Raw genomic sequence first — 16,945 nt, forward strand, 5'->3', positions numbered from 1 at the left:
CTCTCTTTTTTTTTTCATTTCTTTACACTGTGTGAACTTCAATATTGGTGGGGGCTCCTGGCCGCTCACCCCCCCCCAGAACACTCACGACCACCAGCCAGGTGAGGTTGGTGAGGGCGATCGCGAGCCACAGCGGCCACACGCGGCGGGCCCGGTGGACGTCGCCCCGCTCGGCGAGGTAAGCGTCGAGGGCTTCCGCGACCTGGTCGTCGATCTCGTCGCGCAGCCGCGGGCTCAGCTCAGACATGGGCGGGCACCGCCGGCCGTGACGACGTCGAACCAGGCGTTGGTGAGCAGCAGCGTCGCCGTACCGATCGCGGCGAACGGCGTCCGCGGATCCTCGCGGCCGAGCAGCCAGGCCGTGGCCAGCAGGCACAACCCCGCCGCCCAGAACAGCTTCTTCATCGTGACCCCCGATCTCCCGATCCAAGGTAGCCGATTGCAGAGATTTTTTGCAAACAGTCTCTGTAGTACGCTCCGGCCATGGTCCAACGTCCCGAGAAGCGCGTGCTCACCGGCGCGGATCTCAAGGCCTTCTACAAGGCTTTCGCGAACCCGGTGCGCCGCGACATCCTGTCCTACCTGGGCAAACACGGCGAAGCGAACTCGACGAGCGTCGCCAAGGCCCTCGGCGAAAGCACTGGGACGACGAGCTACCACCTGCGCAAACTCGCCGACCTCGACCTGATCGCGGAGATCGAGGACCGCGGCGACGGCCGCGAGCGCTGGTGGAAGTCGCTGGCGAAGGACATCCACACCCCGCCGGGCCTCGAGATGACGCCGGACGAGCGCGAGGCCGCGATGAAGCTGGGCGCGCTGAAGCTGAGCCACGACCTGGGCCTGGTCACGCGCGCGTACGCCGGCTACGACAGCGCGGACGGCTGGAACCAGATCCACCGCTCAGGGCTGACCCTGACGAAGGAGCAGGCCGCCTCGTTCGTCGAGGAGTACCAGAACCTGGTCTGGAAGTACGTCAGCGAGCCGGGGCAGCACCCGGAGGGTTCGCGCGCCATCGCCGTCCGGCTCATCGTCGTGCCGGAGGAAGACGAAGGTTAGAGCCCGGACACCCGCAGCGTGATGTTCAGCCGCCCGGTCAGGCCGAGCGCCGGGTCGGCCGTGCCGGGCAGCGTCTTCGGGACGCCGTGGTACGCGAGCCGGGACGGGCCGCCGAACACGAAGACGTCGCCCGAGCGGAGTTCGACGTCGGTGTACGGCTTGCCGCGCGTTTCGGTGTTGCCGAAGCGGAACACGCACGCGTCGCCGAGGCTGAACGAGACCACCGGCGCCAGGCTGCGCTCGTCCTTGTCCTGGTGCAGCCCCATCTTCGCGGCGGCGTCGTAGAAGTTGACCAGCGCGACGTCCGGCTCGTACGCCTGCTCACCGGTCGCGGCCGCCAGCGCGCGGCGGCCGAGGTCGCCCAGCCAGTCCGGGAACGGCAGCACCGGCTCGCCCTCGCCGGTGGTGCGCGAGTAGCCGTACGGGTACCAGTGCCAGCCGAGGCAGACGGACTTCACCGACATCAGGCCGCCGTTCGGCAGGCGGGTGTGGCGGTAGCCGGACCAGCCGCGGCAGGCCGCGACGAACTCGCGCTGCTCGTCGAAACCGAGCCAGTCGGGCAGGTGCACCGCGCCGGGCGCGATCTCGGCGCGCGGGCGCGGCAGGAGGGCGTCCATCACCTCGATTGTGCCGGAAGCTCCCGTCGCGCACGTTCGGTGATCATCGAGGGCACGAGGTGGTGACCGCGGAACGTGACGTCCGCGGTGATGAGCTGCCGCAGGAGCCGTCCCAACGGACCAACGGGACGCTCCTGCGGCCGAATCCCCTCGCCCTGGGCCACCATGGAAAAGACGTTCCCACACCTGAATGTCACAACGCCAGCGTGGATCAGCTACGAACGGGTCACTTGACCAGGGCGCCGCGGATCAGTCACCGAACGTCACGACCGTGACGCCCGCCCGCGCCGGCACGGGGTCGTTCATCCCGGCCAGCGCGGCCGGGACGTCGTCGAGCCCGATCCGGCGCCCGATCAGCGCGGTGAGGTCGATCCCGGCCGTCTCGACGACCCGCAGCAGCTCCGGGTATTCGTGGGCCTGGAGCCCGTGGATGCCGACCAGCTCCAGCTCGCCGCCGATGACCCGGTGCATCGGGATCGGCGCGACGCCCTGCGACGGCGGCATCAGGCCGGCCTGGACGTGGCGCCCGCGCTTGCGGAGGCTGCCGACGGACGCGGCGCAGGTCGAGGGCGACCCGAGGCAGTCGAGCGAGACGTGCGTGCCGCCGCCGGTCAGCTCGCGCACGTGCGCCGCGACGGCTTCCGGGCCGTCGAACGCCGACGCGTCGACGGTCAGCACCGCACCCGACTTCGCGGCGAGCTCAAGCGCCGCCGGCGAGACGTCGACGGCGACCACCTCGGCGCCCGCGGCGACCGCCAGCAGGACGGCGGAGATCCCGACGCCGCCGCAGCCGTACACCGAAACCCACTGCCCGGCGGTGACCCGGCCCTGCCGCAGCACCGCGCGGAACGCCGTGCCGAACCGGCAGCCGAGGGCGGCGGCTTCGGCGGCGCCCATCGAGTCCGGCAGCGCCACCAGGTTCGTCTCGGCGTGCCCGATGGCGACGCGCTCGGCGAAGGAACCCCAGTGCGTCGCGCCGGGCTGGAACTCGCGGTCGCAGATCTGCTGGTCGCCGCGCGCGCACTGGGCGCAGGTCCCGCACGCGCAGACGAACGGTACGGTGACGCGCGCGCCGAGGGCCCACCCGCGCACGCCTTCGCCGAGCGCGACGACCCGGCCGGCGAGCTCGTGCCCGGCCACGTGCGGCAGCGTCACGGCGGTGTCGTGACCCTGCCAGGTGTGCCAGTCGCTGCGGCACACGCCGGTCGCGTCGACCTCGATCACGGCACCACCCGGCGGCGCCACCGGCTCCGGCACGTCCCGCACGACGGGCGGAGCGCAGAACTCTTCGATCACGACAGCTCGCATGGCCGCGAGCCTACGTGTTTCCCTTGCGGTCGCTCAGTTGAGCGGCGGCGGCTGCGCGTGGAACCGCGTTCTCCCCCGCGGTGGCCCGAGGAGCCTGCTGAGCGAGCCGTCCGGCACGTTCAGGATGTCCTCGAGATTCCGCAAGGCCTCCAAGGATTCCGCGCGTTCCGGGCGGCACCGCCCGGACTGCCAGTGGCTGAGGGTGGCCAGGCTGACCACGGTTCCCCTGCCACGCAAGCGATAGCGGATCCGATCGAGCCCGAGCCCACGGGCCCGGATCGCCGCTCGCAAGGCCACGTCGAACGGGCCCGCGGCGAGCAGCTGGCTCAGCTCTGCCTGTTCCCCCCGGTCGATCGTGCGTGTTCGCTGACCGGTCATCACAACGCTCCGAAGCACTCCCGAATACGAACATTGGAGCGTAGGCTCAGGTCCGCAAGATCGGAAGACCACTCACCCACCTGCCGTGCGCGCCTCCGCGGCGATGGGGGCGAACGGTTCCGCGTAGCCGGAGTTGATCGTGACGTAGGAAATCCCCCACCGCTCCCGCCACCGGAGAAGCTTTTCCGTTGCCAGGCGAGGGTCTTCGGGCAGTACGGTGACGGCATCGGCCGCGACGAGTTCGGGCACGTCCACCCCGGCCCAGCGCGCGATCCCCGGCGACGGCTCGTCACCGACGGCCATCAGGTTCAGCCCCAGCTCGATGTCCGGCAGCCGGGACCCGGCGAGCGCACGGAATCGATCCACAATGGACCCGGCTTCGGCTTCGGTCGTTTTCGGCGCCCAGGTGAAGGTGACGGTGTCGGCTTCTTGCGCGGCGAGCGCGAGCATTTTCGGCCCCCCGCCGGCAAGTACCAACGGCGGCCGGTCGGCGGTCCGCTTGAGGTACGCGATGGTTTCCGCCATCCGTGTGACGCGCTCACCCGCTGAGGGGAATTCCCGCCCGAGGCTCTGGGTTTGCTCTTCGGCGCCGGGCCGCCCGACACCGAGCCCGAGTTCGAAGCGACCGCCGGTCTGCCGGTGGAGCGTCTGCGCCTGCCAGCCGAGAGCCCGCGCGTCCCGGAAGGGATCGGCGAGGACGAAGGTGCCGAGCCTCAGCCGCGTGGTGACCGCGGCGGCGGCACCGAGGAGGACGAAGGGATCGGAGGTCCCGACGGGATCGGTGGCGAGGAGGGTGTCGTACCCGAGCTCTTCGACCCGCCGCGCCTGGGCGGTCCAGGCGGTGAGGTCGGGCGCGAAGCCGGCGACGATACCGAAGCGGAAGGGTTTCATGCGGCCCATGGTCGTGGGTGGGGGTGGGTCACCACATCCGCTTCAGGGCGTCACCCGCGCGTACGCGCTTCGACGTCATAACGCTTGGTCACGAACCGGCGCCTTGCTCGCCGCCGCGCCCACCACCGGTCTGACTGTTGTCTTCACACCGCTGGCACCTCGGTCAACGGCTCAGCGCCGGCTCCCAGGTCACCCTCGTGAAACGTTCGCCGACGTGCCGAGCGCGGACCGCTACGGCGTGCACGTCGGGAACAGCAACCGCGGCACCCTGTGGAAGGACGCCGGCGAAGCCGAGCGCGCGGGATTCCAGCTCTCGATCGGGAGCTAGCGCAGCGTGACCGACAACGCCTGCGCGATCTCCTTGCCGATCGCGTGCGTAGCCGCATCCGGAGGCGAACCCACCTTCACCACCATCGGGCCGCCGAACGGCTGCCGCTCCACCACCTCGATGCGTTCGCCCAGGTTGATCGCGTGTTCCGTCAGGTACCTCAGCAGTTCCGGGTCCGTGTCCCACACCCGGACGATCTCGCCGACCGCGCCCGGCTCGAGGTCGTCCAGGATCCGGACCGACAGCTCCTCCACGCTCCCGTCGGGCGCCGGGATCGGGTCGCCGTGGGGGTCGCGCACCGGGTTGCCGAGCTTCGCCGCGATGCGCTCCACCAGCCGGTCGGACACCGCGTGCTCCAGCGCGTCCGCCTCCGCGTGGACCTCGTCCCACGTGTAGCCGAGCTCCGAGACCAGGTACGTCTCGATCAGCCGGTGCCGGCGCAGCACCGAGCGCGCCAGGAGCCTGCCGTCGGCGGTCAGCTCGATGCCGCGGTACGGCACGTGCGTGACCAGGCCGAGCTGGGACAGCTTCGTGACCATCCCCGACGCCGAGGACGGGCTGACCTCCAGCCGGCCGGCGAGTGACGTGTTGGTGACCGCCTCACCCCGCTCGACCAGGCCGTAGATCACCCGGACGTAGTCCTCGACCGACGAGGACCTCCGGACCGAACCATCTCCCATGCCGCATACTTTACGGTGCGGGGTTCTTTCTCGTGAAAGTTCACGGCCGCCAGCGGTAGCGGATCCAGCCGGGGACCGGCTCGGCGCCCAGCTGGGCGTAGAACGCCTGCCCCTTTTCGTTGCCCTCCTGCATGTCCCACTCGACGCGGCCGGTCGTGCGGTTGCGCAGTTCGTCCAGCAGCTCGCCGCCGAGGCCGTGGCGGCGGTGGGCCGGGCGGACGAACAGGTCGTCCAGCCAAATGCCCGGCCGGGCCTCCCACGTCGAGAAGTTCCAGCTGCAGAAGGCGAAGCCGGCGACGGTCCCGGGCTCGCCGGGCGGGGTCGCGAGCAGCACCCACGCCTTCGGGTCCGGCCCGAACAGGTGCCCGCTCATCTCGGCGCGGTCGAGCTTCAGGTCGTGGTTGTCCTCGTAGACGGCGTGCTCCTCGATGAGCGCGCAGATTTCCTCGATGTCTTCGAAGACGGCGTCGCGGACGGGCATCTCGCCTCCCGTTTCTGTCGGTGGTGGTCGTTACTGTCGGGCTCGGAGGTGGTCGATGTCACCAGAAGGCAGGTTCGAGGACCTGGTCGACGAGTTCACCGGACGCCCGGGCATCACGCCACCGGGCGCGACCGGCGGGTTCGGGCGCACGGCGCTGCGCACCCACGGGCGGATCTTCGCGATGTTCGTCCGCGGGCAGCTGGTGCTGAAGCTGCCCGAGGCCAGGGTGGACGAGCTGGTCGAGGGCGGCCACGGCGTGCGGTTCGACGCGAACAAGGGCACGCCGATGAAGGAGTGGCTGGCGCTGGGCGCGGCGTCACCACAGCCGTGGTCCGCGCTGGCGGAAGAAGCACTCGAGTTCGTGGGAAGGAAGTGAGTCATCACGCTTGATAACGCAGTTCGCCGCCGACGGCGGTGCCCCGCACGCTGAGCCCGTCCAAAGCGGACTCCGCCAGCGGCGATCCGGACAGCACGGCGAAGTCGGCGAGCTTCCCGGGCTCGAGCGTGCCCAGGTCACGCTCGGCGAAGGTCGCGTAGGCCGAGCCGTACGTGTACGCGCGCAACGCCTGCTCCGGCGTCAACGCCTCTTCGGGCGCGAAGGGGACGCCTGACGCCGTGCGCCGCCGAACCATGTCGGCGAGCGCGAGCAACGGCGCGCCGTTCACGACCGGCCGGTCCGAGGACGCGGGGAGCACGCAGCCGGCGTCGAGCACGCTGCGCAGCCGGTAGCACCACGGCACGCGGGACTCACCGAGCGCGGCGCGCATGCCGTCGCCGAGCTCGTTGACGAACCGTCCCTGTGGGGAGGCGAGCAGCCCGAGCGAGGCGAGCCGGGTCAGCTCCGCGGGCTGAAGCACCGCGCAGTGCTCGATGCGGTGCCGGTGGTCCGTGCGCGGCGAAGCGGCCAACGCGGCTTCGTAGGCGTCGAGGACGACGGTGATCGCGCGGTCGCCGATCGCGTGCGTCGCGATCTGCCAGCCCGCCTCGTGGGCGCGGCGGATCGTGCGGGCGAGCTCGTCCTCGGGCACCTGGAAGTAGCCGACGTTGTCCGGCTCGCCGTCGAACGGGTCGTGCATCGCGCAGGTGCGCCCGACCAGGGAGCCGTCGGCGAACAACTTCATCGGGCCGACGCGCAGCCACTCGTCGCCGAGGCCGGTGCGCAGGCCGAGGTCGAGGCCGAAGCCGGCGTCGTCGGGCAGGTCGTGCAGCACGCTCGCGGCGACCATCACCGTGCTGCGCACGCGCAGCACGCCGGAGTCGCGCGCCTGCTGGTAGGCGGCCAGCTCGGCGGGTGTCTCGCCGACCAGGCCGCCGCCGATCCCGGCTTCCTGGACGCTGGTGATGCCCTCGGCCAGGTACTGCTCGGACGCCCGGGCGAGCCCGCGCACGACCCGCGCGACCGGCGTCGGGTACGTCAGCGGCCGCAGGAGCAGCTGGGCCTGCTCGCGCAGCAGGCCGGTCGGCGAGCCGTCGGCGTGCACGACGTCGCCGCCGACCGGGACGTGCGCGAGGTCGAGCTGGTCGAGCACGGCCGAGTTGACCACGGTCATGTGCCCTGACGTGTGCTTGAGCCGCACGAGCATCCCGGGCGCGGCGCGGTCGAGGCCGTGCCGGTCGGGGTGCCCGCCGGCGAGCTTGTTCTGGTCGTACCCGCTGCCGACCACCCAGCTCCCGGCCGGCAGCGTCGCGGCGCGCGCGGCGACGGCGTCGTAGACCTCCTCGACGCTGCGGCAGCCGCCGAGCGGGACGTCGTCGAGGCCCATCCCGAACCACGCCATGTGGTTGTGGGCATCGTGGAAGCCGGGCACGACGAACCCGCCGCCGAGGTCGACCCGCGAACGCGCCGACAGCGAAACGGCGTCGTCGCCGAGGGCGACCACCCGGCCGTGCAACACGGCGAGTGCGCTGGTGACGCCCGCGCCCGTCCACACCGTGGCGTTTTCGAAGACCGTGTCGACCCGCATCTCCGCCTTCCTCCCCACCGCCACCCTCAACGGAGGCGCTCCGCGCCGCTGGACATTCGAAGGCTATCGATCGATCGATCGAACGTCTAGCATCGCCCTCATGCCCACCGTGGACTTCGCCGTCGAGGACGGCATCGCGCAGATCCGGCTGAACCGGCCCGAGCGGCTCAACGCGGTCGCCGCCGTCCTGGTCGACGACTTCCTCGCCGCCCTCGACGCGGCCGCCCGCAGCGACGCCCGCGTCGTCGTGCTGTCCGGGAACGGGCGCGCGTTCTGTGCGGGCCACGACCTCAAGGAACCCACCCCCGCGGGTGACTCACGGACGCGGCTGGACCGGCTCCAGGACGTCACGCGGCGGCTGCGAGGGCTGCGCCAGCCGGTGATCGCGGCGGTGCACGGCTACGCGATCGGCGCCGGCGCGGAGTTCGCGCTGGGCTGCGACCTGATCCTGGCCGCCGAGGACGCCGTGTTCGCGTTTCCCGAGGTCTCGCTGGGCCTGAGCGTCACCGGCGCGGCGTCGCGGCTGCTGCCGCTGCTCGTCGGCCCGCTCAAGGCGAAGGAGCTCCTGCTGCTCGGCGAGCGCTTCGACGGCCGCAAGGCCGCTGAGCTGGGCATGGTCAACGCCGCCGTGCCCGCCGAGCAGCTCCAGGCCGAGGCGCTGAGCTGGGCGAAGCGGATCGCCGAGCACCCGCCGGCGGCCGCGGCCATGGCGAAGCGCGTCCTCGACGCGAGCACGGACATCGAGCCGGCGCTCGAACTCGAGGTCAGCCACGCGCTCATCACCGAAACCTCGGCCGCGGTCGCCGCGTCCACGGAGGCCTTCCGGAGCCGGACGTGACGCCGCTCGCCGAGCTCGGCACGCTGGCCCAGCTCGTCACGCGCGCCGCCGCGCTGTGGCCGGAGCGCACGGCGTGGGTGTTCGACGAGCACGACCGGCGCTTCACCTTCGCCGACGTCGACCGCGAAAGCTCGCGGATCGCCGCGGCACTGGCCGAACGCGGGATCGGCCCGGGCGACCGGGTCGCCGTGATGCTGCGCAACCAGCCGGAGTTCCCGCTGCTCTGGCTGGCGCTGGCGAAGATCGGCGCGCTGCTGGTGCCGGTCAACACGAACTACCAGGAGTTCGACGGCGCCCACGTCCTCCGCCATTCCGGCGCGAAGCTGGCCATCGCCGCGCCGGAGTTCACCGGCCTCCTCAACCGGATCGGCCTCACCGAGGTCATCACCCCAGCCGCACTTTCACGTGAAAGTGCGCACCTGGGGCCCGCACTTTCACGTGAAAGTGCGGCCTTCACCCCCGTGCCCGAACTGCCGGTGAACATCCAGTACACCTCGGGCACCACCGGCGCGCCCAAGGGCTGCGTCCTGCCGAACCGCTACTGGACGACGCTCGCCGTCGGCCTGGCCACCGACTTCCCCGCCGTCGGCGAAGACGACGTGCTCCTGACCGCGCAGCCGTTCCACTACATCGATCCACAGTGGAACGTCGCGCTCGGGCTGGCCGGCGGCGCCACGCTCGTCGTGCTGGACCGGTTCCACCCCAGCACGTTCTGGGCGAAGGTCCGCGAGCACGGCGTCACCTGGTTCTACTGCCTCGGCCTGATGCCGACGCTGCTGCTGCGCCAGGAACCGTCGGCCGCCGATCGCGACCACCGCGTCCGCGCGATCTGCGCGTCGGCGATCCCGCGGGAGCTGCACGCCGAGCTGGAGGCGCGCTGGGGCGTGCCGTGGTACGAGGCGTTCGGGATGACCGAAACCGGCGGCGACATCCGGATGACCGCCGCCGACCACGACGAGACCGTCGGCACCGGCTGCATCGGGCGGCCGAGCCGCGACCGCGAGGTGATGGTCGCCGGGGACGACGGGAAGCCGTTGCCGCGCGGCGAAACCGGACAGCTGCTGATCCGCGGCATCGGGCTGATGCACGGCTACCACGACGATCCCGCAGCGACGGCGAAAGCGTTCGAGAACGGCTGGTTCCACACCGGCGACCTCGCGCGGCTGGACGACGCCGGCCGCGTCTACTACGTCGGCCGCACCAAGGACATGATCCGCCGCAGCGGCGAAAACGTCTCCGCGGACGAGGTCGAGCGCGCGCTGCTGCTGCACCCCTCGATCAAGCTGGCGGCCGTCGTCGCGGTGCCCGACGAACTGCGCGGCGAGGAGATCAAGGCGTACGTCGTGTGCGACGGCGAGCGGCCCGAACCGGCCGCACTGGCCGAGTTCTGCGCGGGAAAGCTCGCCTACTTCAAGGTTCCGCGGTTCTGGGCGTTCGCCGACGCGCTGCCGATGACGCCTTCCGAGCGGGTCGCCAAGGGCGAGCTGCGGAAGGTGGCCGACCCGCGCGCCGGGTCGTGGGACGCGAAGGCGGGAACATGGCTGTGAGCAGCCGGGAGCGCGTCCGCGCGGCGGCGGTGAAGCTGTTCGCCACCAAGGGCTTCCACGGCACCGGCATCCGGGATCTGGCGCAGGAGGCGGAACTCTCGTCGGCGAGCCTGTACCACTACATGGGCACCAAAGAGGATCTTCTCGCCGAGATCATGCACACCGCGCTGAACCGCTTGCTGGACGCGGCCCGCGAAGCTACGGCGGGCGGCGGCGATCCCGTGCACCGGCTGCGCACGCTGGTCGCGCTGCACGTGCTCGCGCACGCGGTCGGTCCGGCGGAAACCCGCGTGGTGGACAACGAAGTCGACGTCCTGTCGCCGGCCGCGCGCGAGCCGGTGGTGGCGTTGCGGGACGCGTACGAACGCCTGTGGGCGGCGGCGATCGACGAAGGCGTCGCGGCGGGGGTGTTCCACACCGAACACCCGGCAGTGACGCGGCTCGCACTGCTGGAGATGTGCAGTGGCGTGGCCCGCTGGTACTCCCCGCGCGGCCCGCTGGCGCTGGACCAGCTCGCGGAGCACTACGCGGAGCTGGTGTCGAGGGCGCTGGGCTGCCCGTCCACGCCGGGCCGGACCGACTTCCGGCGGTGCCGGGAAATCGTCGCGAAAGAGTGGGGGGTGTCCGTTTAGCGGCGCTTTTACCTGTGTACGCCTTGCCCAGACGGCGTGCGTGGGGGACGCTCGAAGGGTGACTGAGGAAACGATCCAACTGGAACTGGACGACTCGGGTCTCGCGCCGGGCCTCCCGGCGCCGGCACACCCCCGCGATCAGGTGCAGGATGTGCCCTATCGCCCCGTCGAGTTCCGCGATGACGATCTCCCCACCGCCCTCGAGCGGTGCTCCACCTGGCTCCGGCAGGCGCAGGAGTGGCTGGGCGAACCCCTCGACGTCCTGGCCATCCACCTCGACTACGACGACCGCCAGGGCTCGCCGTACTACGACGTCAAGCTCCTGTGCAACGAAGAGGACCTCGCCGGCGTCCCGATCGCCATTCGCAACAAGCAGTAAGCAGTACGCAGCCGAACAGCCGTCAAGGCCGCCGGGAATCGGCGGCCTTGACGGCTTCACGCGCTTGGCGGCTCAGCCCAGGACGCCGCCGACCTTCACGTGCCCCTTGAGGAGGTTGCGCGCGATGGTGCGGCGCTGGATCTCGTCGGTGCCTTCGTAGATGCGCAGCAGCCGCAGCTCGCGGTACCACCGCTCGATCGGCAGCTCCCGCGTGTAGCCCATGCCACCGTGGATCTGCAGGACGCGGTCGACGATTTCGTTGGCCTTCTGGCCGCCGTACAGCTTCGCCATCGACTGCGCGTGCCGCGAATCGATGCCCTGGTCGACCTGCCAGGCGGCGTTCAACACCAGCCACCGCAGCGCTTCGAGCTCGACACCGGAGTCGGCGATCATCCACTGGATGGCCTGGCGTTCGGCGATCTTCTGCCCGAACGTCTCGCGCGTGTTGGCGTGCTCGATGGCCATGGAGATCAGCCGCTCGCACGAACCGATCGCGCGGGCCGGCAGGAGGTAGCGGCCCTGCCCGATCCACTGCATCGCGAGTTCGAAGCCGCGGCCCTCTTCGCCGAGGATCTGCGTCTCGGGCACGCGGACGTCCTGGAAGATCAGCGACGCCGGGCCCCACTCGCCCATGGTGTCGATGTATTCGGACTTCCAGCCGGCCTCGCGGTCGACGAGGAAGCAGGTGACGCCGCCGTTGGCGCCCTTCTCCGGGTCGGTGATCGCGAAGACCATGGTGAAGTCGGCTTCGTTGCCGCCGGTGATGAAGGTCTTCTCGCCGTTGATGATCCAGTCGGTGCCGTCCTTGCGGGCGGTGGTGCGGATGGCCTTCGCGTCCGACCCGGCACCCGGCTCGGTGATCGCGAAGCACGACTTGCGCTCGCCCGAGATGGTCGGCAGCAGGTAGGTCTGCTTCTGCTCGTCGTTGGCGTGGAACAGGATGTTGTCCGCGGCGCCGCCGAAGCGGAACGGCACGAAGGTGCGGCCGAGCTCGGCCTCCAGCAGCGCGGCCATCACGGCGGAGAGCCCCATGCCGCCGTACTCCTCGGGCGTGAAGACGCCCCAGAAGCCGGACTCCTTCGCCTTCAGCTGGAGGTCCTTCAGCTCCTCGCCGGTGAGGCCGGGCTGGTGCGCGCGCTCGCGGCGGAGGACTTCCTGCTCGAGCGGGATCAGCTCCCGCTGGACGAACGTGCGGACCCAGTCGCGCACTTCACGTTCTTCGGTGCTGAGAGAGAAATCCATGGGTGAGCTGCTCCTCCGACACTGGCTAAGCGCTTGCTTACCTCAGGGTACCCCGTGAGAGGTGGATTACCCCAGACCTGCGCCCGAATTCGTGACAAGCGCCCGGGCGCCCGGAAGGATCGGAGGGGTGATGGAGATCGTGGTCCGCTGGTCGTCGCCGCTGCCCGCCGAAGAGCGCTTCCTGCGCCTGCTGGACGAAGTCGAGCAGGACCGCTTCGGGGCGTACCGCCAGGACGCCGACAAGCGCCGCTTCCTGACCGGCCGCGTGCTGGCGAAGACGGTGGCGGCGGAGCGCCTCGGCCTGACCCCCGAGACGGTGAAGTTCGACGCGACCTGCGAAGACTGCGGCAAGCCCCACGGCAGGCCCCGGGTCCCGGGCGCGGACCTGACGCTGTCGATCTCCCACTCGGGCGACCTGATCGGCCTCGCGGCAACCCCGTCGGTCCCGGTCGGCCTGGACGTCGAGACGGCGAACCGCCGCGCGGACGACGGCCTGATCGAGTACGCGCTGAGCCCGGCCGAGGCAGCCCACCTGGCGGGCCTCGCGCCGGACGAGAAGGCGGCGGCGTTCTTCGTCTACTGGACGCGCAAGGAAGCGGTGATGAAGGCCACGGGCAAGGGCCTGCGCATCCCACTGCAGAGCATCACGTTCTCCCGCTACGACGAACCGGCCCAGCTGGTGTCTTCCGGGGACGCGGCGCTTGACCCGGCGCGTACGCGACTGGTGGACCTGAAGGCGGCGGACGGCTACCGGGCGGCCATCGCGGTGCTGACGACCGAGGAGCTCTCGGTGACCGAGGAGCACTGGGTTCCCTAAGCGACACCCGCGAGACCCATCGTCGTCGGCGATCCGGCGCGCGCCGGTAGCAGTGGCTACGCCAGGCGACCGCCCAGCGACGACCCCCTGGATCCCGCCGGCCGGCTAGCCGAGCGAGTCCTCCAGGCCCATCGCCGCCAGCAGCGTCCGGAACTTCGCCGTCGTCTCGTCCAGTTCCGACTGCGGGTCCGAGGCCGCCACGATGCCGCCGCCCGCGTACAGCCGCATCGATGTCGACGCGATCTCCGCGCAGCGGATCGCCACCGCCCACTCGCCGTCGCCCGTTGCGTCGACCCAGCCGACCGCTCCCGCGTAGTAGTCGCGGTCGAACGGCTCCAGTTCCTGGACCAGCTCGCGGGCCCCCTCCGTCGGGGTGCCGCAGATCGCCGGGGTCGGGTGGAGGGCGGCCGCCAGGTCGAGGGCCGTCACCTCCGGGTCGATCAGCTCGCCCGTGATCGGGGTGCGCAGGTGCCAGATCGCCGGCGTCGTGACCAGCTCCGGGCCCGCCGGGACGTCCAGCGTGCGGCAGAACGGCCGCAGGGCCTCGACGACGTAGTCGATGACCACCGCGTGCTCGAGCTGGTCCTTGCGGGACGTCCGCAGCGCCTCGCCGTTGGCGCGGTCGGTCGCCGGGTCGGGCGAACGCGGCATGGAGCCCGCGTGCGGGGACGAGAACACCGTGCGGCCGGTGCGGCGCAGCAGCAGCTCGGGGGTGGCGCCGACCAGGGACCGGCCGCCGGGCAGCTCGGCCGCGTACGTGAAGTGGCGCGGGTTGCCGACCGCCAGGTTGCGCACGATGCGCTCGGCGGGCACCGGTACCGAAAACTCGAGGTCCAGCGCGCGGGCCAGGACGACTTTGCGCAGGTCCCGCGAAGCCAACGCGTCCACCGCCGCCCGCACGCCGGCCATGTGCTGCTCGGGTGACGGCACGGCGCGCACCCGGACGGGCGCCGGCAGGACCTCACGCGGCAGCGAAGGTGCCCCTTCGGCGCGGTGGACGGTCCGGGGCACGACGAGGTGGCCCGGCACCTTCGTGTCGGGCCCGGTGTCGAACGGCAGGACGCCGACGGCCAGTGGGGCTCCGGTCTCGGCCAGGACGCCGGGGATCGCCGAAGCGAGCCGCCGGGGGTCCGTTTCGGTGACCGTCCGGATCTTGCCCTGCGCGAGGAGTGCGCGCTGGGCCGTCGTGAAGAGGAAGTCGCCACGCTGGTAGCGGGCGGCGAGGTCAACCGGGGTGGCCGGACCGACCGCTTTCGGGGGGTCCAGGGGGGCTTGTCCCCCGGCCGGGGCCTGGGGCTCGGCCCCAGAAGACTGAGAACTCACCACTCCAGCGTCCCAGGCTTCGGGAGATCCGCGAGGGAAGTGTCGCGAGCGACACTCCCCTCGCGGGAGCTCCTGGTGACGGCTACTTGAGCGCGTCGATGAGCGCCTCGCGCTGGCGCTCGCCCAGGCCGGCGGCCCGCCGGTCCGGGTCGATGCCGGCCTGCTCGAGCAGGGCGGCGACCTTCACCGCGCCGAGGCCGGGGACGGCCTTCAGCAGCTGGGTGACCTTCGTCTTCCCGATGGTCTTGTTCTCCTTGGCCTGCTTGAGCACCTTTTCGATGCTCTCCTTGCCGGACTTGATCGACGCGAGCAGTTCCGAACGCGCCTTGCGAGCCTCGGCGGCCTTGGCCAAGGCGTCAGCGCGCTGCTCCGGAGTCAACGTAGGCAGAGCCAACGTAGTGTCCTTTCCTCTCAGGTCTCCGCTTTCGCGGCCGACAGCTTTTCTGAGTGCTTGCTCCTGCAAGCGCTGCTCAGCCGTCTCTTGCCACGGCCCCAGTAAACGCCACCGGCTTCGCGGCCGTGCAACCGACACGCACTTATTACCCCCGGAGGTGATACCGGGCAACCCGCTCCGGCCTGCGGAAACGCTCCCAATCAGCGGTCCGCGTGGCACAACTCACCCGGAAGTGGAGCCTCCGTTACCCGGCGCATTTCCTTGTCCGCAAGGAAAAGGCGGGAAATTGATGATCTTGATCATCGTCCGGTCGTCCCCCGATCGCGCGACGACCGTGACCGAACGGAGCCGTTGTTGACCATGCCCGCTTCACCCGATCCGCACTAGAGTCGGCCCAACCCCAGTTCACCGGCGAACAACCCCCGGGAGCGACCATGTTGAGCACCATGCAGGACGGCCAGCTGTCGCTGGCGAACCTGCTCCGCCACGGCACGTCGGTGCACTCGGCGAGCGAAGTCATCACCTGGACCGGTTCAGAAGCCCGTCGCGAGAGCTACGGCGAGCTCGGCCGCCACGCCGCCCGCCTCGCGAACGCGCTGCGGAGCCTCGGCGTCACCGGCGACCAGCGCGTCGGCACGTTCATGTGGAACAACGCCGAGCACCTGGCCGCCTACCTGGCCGTCCCGGCGATGGGTGCCGTGCTGCACACCCTGAACATCCGGCTCTTCCCCGAGCAGCTGACGTTCGTCGCCAACCACGCCGAGGACCAGGTCGTCATCGTCGACGGCACGCTCGTCCCGCTGCTGGCCAAGCAGCTGCCCGAGTTCAAGACCGTCCGGCACGTCATCGTGGCCAACGGCGACGCGGCGGCCCTGCAGGCCCCGGACGGCGTCCAGGTGCACGCCTACGCCGAGCTGCTGGCCGCCCAGCCGGACACCTTCGACTGGCCGGAGGTGGACGAGCGCTCCGCGGCCGCGATGTGTTACACGTCGGGCACGACGGGTGACCCCAAGGGCGTCGCCTATTCACACCGCTCGATCTGGCTGCACTCGATGCAGGTCTGCATGAGCGACAGCATGAACCTCGCGCAGAGCGACAAGGCGCTGGCCATCGTGCCGCAGTTCCACGCCATGGCGTGGGGCCTGCCGTACGCGGCGCTGATGGTCGGCGCGTCCCTGGTCATGCCGGACCGCTTCCTCCAGCCGGCCCCGCTCGCCGCGCTGCTCGCCGCCGAGAAGCCGACGTTCGCCGGCGCGGTCCCGACCGTCTGGCAGGGCCTGCTCGCCCACCTCGAAGCCCACCCGCAGGACATCTCCCACCTGCGCGAAGTCGTGGTCGGCGGGTCGGCGGTGCCGCCGTCGCTGATGCACGCGTTCCAGGAGAAGCACAAGGTCTCGATCCTGCACGCCTGGGGCATGACGGAGACGTCGCCGCTGGGCAGCGTCGCGCGCCCGCCCGCGGCCGCGACCGGCGACGAGGCCTGGCGCTACCGCTACACGCAGGGCCGCTTCCCGGCGTCCGTGCGGGCGCGGCTGCTCGACGACGACGGCACGGTGCTCCCCTGGGACAACGAGGCCGTCGGCGAGCTCGAGGTCCAGGGGCCGTGGATCGCCGGCTCGTACTTCGGCGGCTCGCAGGTCGACCCGGACAAGTTCCACGACGGCTGGCTGCGCACCGGCGACGTCGGCAAGATCAGCGCCGACGGCTACCTGACGCTGACCGACCGCGCCAAGGACGTCATCAAGTCCGGCGGCGAGTGGATCTCCTCGGTCGACCTGGAGAACCAGGTCATGGGCCACCCGGCCGTCGCCGAAGCCGCGGTCGTCGGCATCCCCGACGAGAAGTGGGACGAGCGGCCGCTGGTCGCCGTCGTGCTCAAGGAGGGACAGACCGCCACGCCCGAGGAGCTGCGCGAGTTCCTGAGCGACAAGGTCGCGAAGTGGCAGCTGCCGGAGAACTGGACGTTCGTGGACGAAGTCCCCAAGACGAGCGTCGGCAAGTTCGACAAGAAGCGCATCCGCGCGTCCTACTCCGAGGGAAAGCTCGACATCGCCCAGCTCTAACGGGTAA

At 70.9% G+C, this 16,945-nt stretch carries 20 protein-coding genes; 8 read left to right on the plus strand and 12 right to left on the minus strand.

Annotation, left to right across the window (positions count from 1 at the left end; translation table 11 throughout):
* Nucleotides 1–22 precede the first annotated feature (22 nt).
* Together AB0B33_RS34850 and AB0B33_RS34855 are read right to left on the minus strand one after the other, a co-directional pair.
* Nucleotides 23–247: a hypothetical protein gene (locus AB0B33_RS34850; protein ID WP_360779762.1), complete on the minus strand. Its 225-nt coding sequence runs from the start codon at nt 245–247 to the stop codon at nt 23–25.
* The gene (locus AB0B33_RS34855; RefSeq protein WP_360779765.1) at nt 235–405 is read right to left on the minus strand and encodes a hypothetical protein; all 171 of its coding nucleotides are present in this window, start codon (nt 403–405) and stop codon (nt 235–237) included. The genes AB0B33_RS34850 and AB0B33_RS34855 overlap by 13 nt, the downstream gene beginning before the upstream one ends.
* Nucleotides 406–483: 78 nt before the next feature.
* Between AB0B33_RS34855 and AB0B33_RS34860 the strand changes: the two genes are divergently transcribed.
* Nucleotides 484–1,056 (plus strand): helix-turn-helix domain-containing protein, encoded by a 573-nt coding sequence (locus tag AB0B33_RS34860; protein WP_360779769.1) that lies wholly within the window; start codon nt 484–486, stop codon nt 1,054–1,056.
* Here AB0B33_RS34860 and AB0B33_RS34865 read toward each other — a convergent pair.
* The 6 genes from AB0B33_RS34865 to AB0B33_RS34890 all read right to left on the minus strand — a co-directional run bounded on the left by AB0B33_RS34865 (nt 1,053) and on the right by AB0B33_RS34890 (nt 5,739).
* Complete coding sequence (locus AB0B33_RS34865; RefSeq protein ID WP_360779772.1) at nt 1,053–1,673, minus strand: alpha-ketoglutarate-dependent dioxygenase AlkB; 621 nt, start codon at nt 1,671–1,673, stop codon at nt 1,053–1,055. The two genes, AB0B33_RS34860 and AB0B33_RS34865, sit on opposite strands and share 4 nt — an antisense overlap.
* Before the next feature lie 249 nt (nt 1,674–1,922).
* The gene (locus AB0B33_RS34870; RefSeq protein WP_360779775.1) at nt 1,923–2,981 is read right to left on the minus strand and encodes an alcohol dehydrogenase catalytic domain-containing protein; all 1,059 of its coding nucleotides are present in this window, start codon (nt 2,979–2,981) and stop codon (nt 1,923–1,925) included.
* A 33-nt stretch (nt 2,982–3,014) separates the two neighbouring features.
* Nucleotides 3,015–3,359, minus strand: a complete 345-nt coding sequence (locus tag AB0B33_RS34875; RefSeq protein ID WP_247018059.1) for a transcriptional regulator — start codon at nt 3,357–3,359, stop codon at nt 3,015–3,017.
* Nucleotides 3,360–3,431: 72 nt separating this feature from the next.
* Complete coding sequence (locus tag AB0B33_RS34880) at nt 3,432–4,250, minus strand: LLM class flavin-dependent oxidoreductase (protein ID WP_360779778.1); 819 nt, start codon at nt 4,248–4,250, stop codon at nt 3,432–3,434.
* A 324-nt stretch (nt 4,251–4,574) separates the two neighbouring features.
* A complete protein-coding gene (locus AB0B33_RS34885) occupies nt 4,575–5,258 on the minus strand; it encodes a metal-dependent transcriptional regulator (protein ID WP_247018054.1) in 684 nt (227 codons plus the stop codon).
* Nucleotides 5,259–5,298: 40 nt separating this feature from the next.
* Nucleotides 5,299–5,739: a GNAT family N-acetyltransferase gene (locus tag AB0B33_RS34890; protein WP_247018052.1), complete on the minus strand. Its 441-nt coding sequence runs from the start codon at nt 5,737–5,739 to the stop codon at nt 5,299–5,301.
* Nucleotides 5,740–5,794: 55 nt separating this feature from the next.
* Here AB0B33_RS34890 and AB0B33_RS34895 point away from each other — a divergent pair, with 55 nt between their 5' ends.
* Complete coding sequence (locus AB0B33_RS34895) at nt 5,795–6,115, plus strand: hypothetical protein (protein WP_360779783.1); 321 nt, start codon at nt 5,795–5,797, stop codon at nt 6,113–6,115.
* A 4-nt stretch (nt 6,116–6,119) separates the two neighbouring features.
* Here AB0B33_RS34895 and AB0B33_RS34900 read toward each other — a convergent pair whose 3' ends face one another.
* Complete coding sequence (locus tag AB0B33_RS34900; protein ID WP_360779786.1) at nt 6,120–7,703, minus strand: amidohydrolase; 1,584 nt, start codon at nt 7,701–7,703, stop codon at nt 6,120–6,122.
* Between the two features lie 100 nt (nt 7,704–7,803).
* On the opposite strand from AB0B33_RS34900, the gene AB0B33_RS34905 reads away from it, so the two are divergent.
* From AB0B33_RS34905 to AB0B33_RS34920, 4 genes are read left to right on the plus strand one after another with little or no spacing between them, the layout of a single operon-like run.
* The gene (locus AB0B33_RS34905; protein ID WP_360779789.1) at nt 7,804–8,541 is read left to right on the plus strand and encodes an enoyl-CoA hydratase/isomerase family protein; all 738 of its coding nucleotides are present in this window, start codon (nt 7,804–7,806) and stop codon (nt 8,539–8,541) included.
* Nucleotides 8,538–10,088 (plus strand): ATP-dependent acyl-CoA ligase, encoded by a 1,551-nt coding sequence (locus AB0B33_RS34910; protein ID WP_360779792.1) that lies wholly within the window; start codon nt 8,538–8,540, stop codon nt 10,086–10,088. Before AB0B33_RS34905 ends, AB0B33_RS34910 begins: the two co-directional genes overlap by 4 nt.
* On the plus strand, nt 10,085–10,720 hold the full coding sequence (locus tag AB0B33_RS34915) for a TetR/AcrR family transcriptional regulator (protein WP_247025498.1): 636 nt from the start codon (nt 10,085–10,087) through the stop codon (nt 10,718–10,720). Before AB0B33_RS34910 ends, AB0B33_RS34915 begins: the two co-directional genes overlap by 4 nt.
* 58 nt (nt 10,721–10,778) lie before the next feature.
* The gene (locus AB0B33_RS34920; RefSeq protein WP_247018046.1) at nt 10,779–11,099 is read left to right on the plus strand and encodes a hypothetical protein; all 321 of its coding nucleotides are present in this window, start codon (nt 10,779–10,781) and stop codon (nt 11,097–11,099) included.
* Nucleotides 11,100–11,171: 72 nt separating this feature from the next.
* On the opposite strand, the gene AB0B33_RS34925 is transcribed toward AB0B33_RS34920, so the two are convergent.
* Nucleotides 11,172–12,341, minus strand: coding sequence for an acyl-CoA dehydrogenase family protein (locus AB0B33_RS34925; protein WP_247018045.1), 1,170 nt, complete (start codon nt 12,339–12,341; stop codon nt 11,172–11,174).
* Between the two features lie 130 nt (nt 12,342–12,471).
* Between AB0B33_RS34925 and AB0B33_RS34930 the strand changes: the two genes are divergently transcribed.
* Nucleotides 12,472–13,158 (plus strand): 4'-phosphopantetheinyl transferase superfamily protein, encoded by a 687-nt coding sequence (locus AB0B33_RS34930; RefSeq protein WP_360779796.1) that lies wholly within the window; start codon nt 12,472–12,474, stop codon nt 13,156–13,158.
* 105 nt (nt 13,159–13,263) lie between these two features.
* On the opposite strand, the gene AB0B33_RS34935 is transcribed toward AB0B33_RS34930, so the two are convergent.
* Both AB0B33_RS34935 and mihF read right to left on the minus strand, forming a co-directional pair.
* Entirely contained in the window at nt 13,264–14,481 is a 1,218-nt protein-coding gene (locus AB0B33_RS34935; RefSeq protein ID WP_360779799.1) for an isochorismate synthase, read from the minus strand.
* 82 nt (nt 14,482–14,563) lie between these two features.
* The gene (mihF, locus tag AB0B33_RS34940) at nt 14,564–14,875 is read right to left on the minus strand and encodes an integration host factor, actinobacterial type (RefSeq protein WP_026468624.1); all 312 of its coding nucleotides are present in this window, start codon (nt 14,873–14,875) and stop codon (nt 14,564–14,566) included.
* Between the two features lie 434 nt (nt 14,876–15,309).
* Here mihF and AB0B33_RS34945 point away from each other — a divergent pair, with 434 nt between their 5' ends.
* Complete coding sequence (locus tag AB0B33_RS34945) at nt 15,310–16,938, plus strand: long-chain fatty acid--CoA ligase (protein ID WP_360779802.1); 1,629 nt, start codon at nt 15,310–15,312, stop codon at nt 16,936–16,938.
* Nucleotides 16,939–16,945 lie beyond the last annotated feature (7 nt).

Source organism: Amycolatopsis sp. NPDC049159 (genome assembly GCF_040648295.1).
Classification (GTDB): Bacteria; Actinomycetota; Actinomycetes; order Mycobacteriales; family Pseudonocardiaceae; genus Amycolatopsis; species Amycolatopsis pretoriensis_A.

Bases quoted from the DNA above. Each gene is read 5' to 3' on its own strand.
- AB0B33_RS34850 (WP_360779762.1), bottom strand. From the start codon at position 247: ATGTCTGAGCTGAGCCCGCGGCTGCGCGACGAGATCGACGACCAGGTC.
- AB0B33_RS34855 (WP_360779765.1), bottom strand. From the start codon at position 405: ATGAAGAAGCTGTTCTGGGCGGCGGGGTTGTGCCTGCTGGCCACGGCC.
- AB0B33_RS34860 (WP_360779769.1), top strand. From the start codon at position 484: ATGGTCCAACGTCCCGAGAAGCGCGTGCTCACCGGCGCGGATCTCAAG.
- AB0B33_RS34865 (WP_360779772.1), bottom strand. From the start codon at position 1,673: ATGGACGCCCTCCTGCCGCGCCCGCGCGCCGAGATCGCGCCCGGCGCG.
- AB0B33_RS34870 (WP_360779775.1), bottom strand. From the start codon at position 2,981: ATGCGAGCTGTCGTGATCGAAGAGTTCTGCGCTCCGCCCGTCGTGCGG.
- AB0B33_RS34875 (WP_247018059.1), bottom strand. From the start codon at position 3,359: ATGACCGGTCAGCGAACACGCACGATCGACCGGGGGGAACAGGCAGAG.
- AB0B33_RS34880 (WP_360779778.1), bottom strand. From the start codon at position 4,250: ATGAAACCCTTCCGCTTCGGTATCGTCGCCGGCTTCGCGCCCGACCTC.
- AB0B33_RS34885 (WP_247018054.1), bottom strand. From the start codon at position 5,258: ATGGGAGATGGTTCGGTCCGGAGGTCCTCGTCGGTCGAGGACTACGTC.
- AB0B33_RS34890 (WP_247018052.1), bottom strand. From the start codon at position 5,739: ATGCCCGTCCGCGACGCCGTCTTCGAAGACATCGAGGAAATCTGCGCG.
- AB0B33_RS34895 (WP_360779783.1), top strand. From the start codon at position 5,795: ATGTCACCAGAAGGCAGGTTCGAGGACCTGGTCGACGAGTTCACCGGA.
- AB0B33_RS34900 (WP_360779786.1), bottom strand. From the start codon at position 7,703: ATGCGGGTCGACACGGTCTTCGAAAACGCCACGGTGTGGACGGGCGCG.
- AB0B33_RS34905 (WP_360779789.1), top strand. From the start codon at position 7,804: ATGCCCACCGTGGACTTCGCCGTCGAGGACGGCATCGCGCAGATCCGG.
- AB0B33_RS34925 (WP_247018045.1), bottom strand. From the start codon at position 12,341: ATGGATTTCTCTCTCAGCACCGAAGAACGTGAAGTGCGCGACTGGGTC.
- AB0B33_RS34930 (WP_360779796.1), top strand. From the start codon at position 12,472: ATGGAGATCGTGGTCCGCTGGTCGTCGCCGCTGCCCGCCGAAGAGCGC.
- AB0B33_RS34945 (WP_360779802.1), top strand. From the start codon at position 15,310: ATGTTGAGCACCATGCAGGACGGCCAGCTGTCGCTGGCGAACCTGCTC.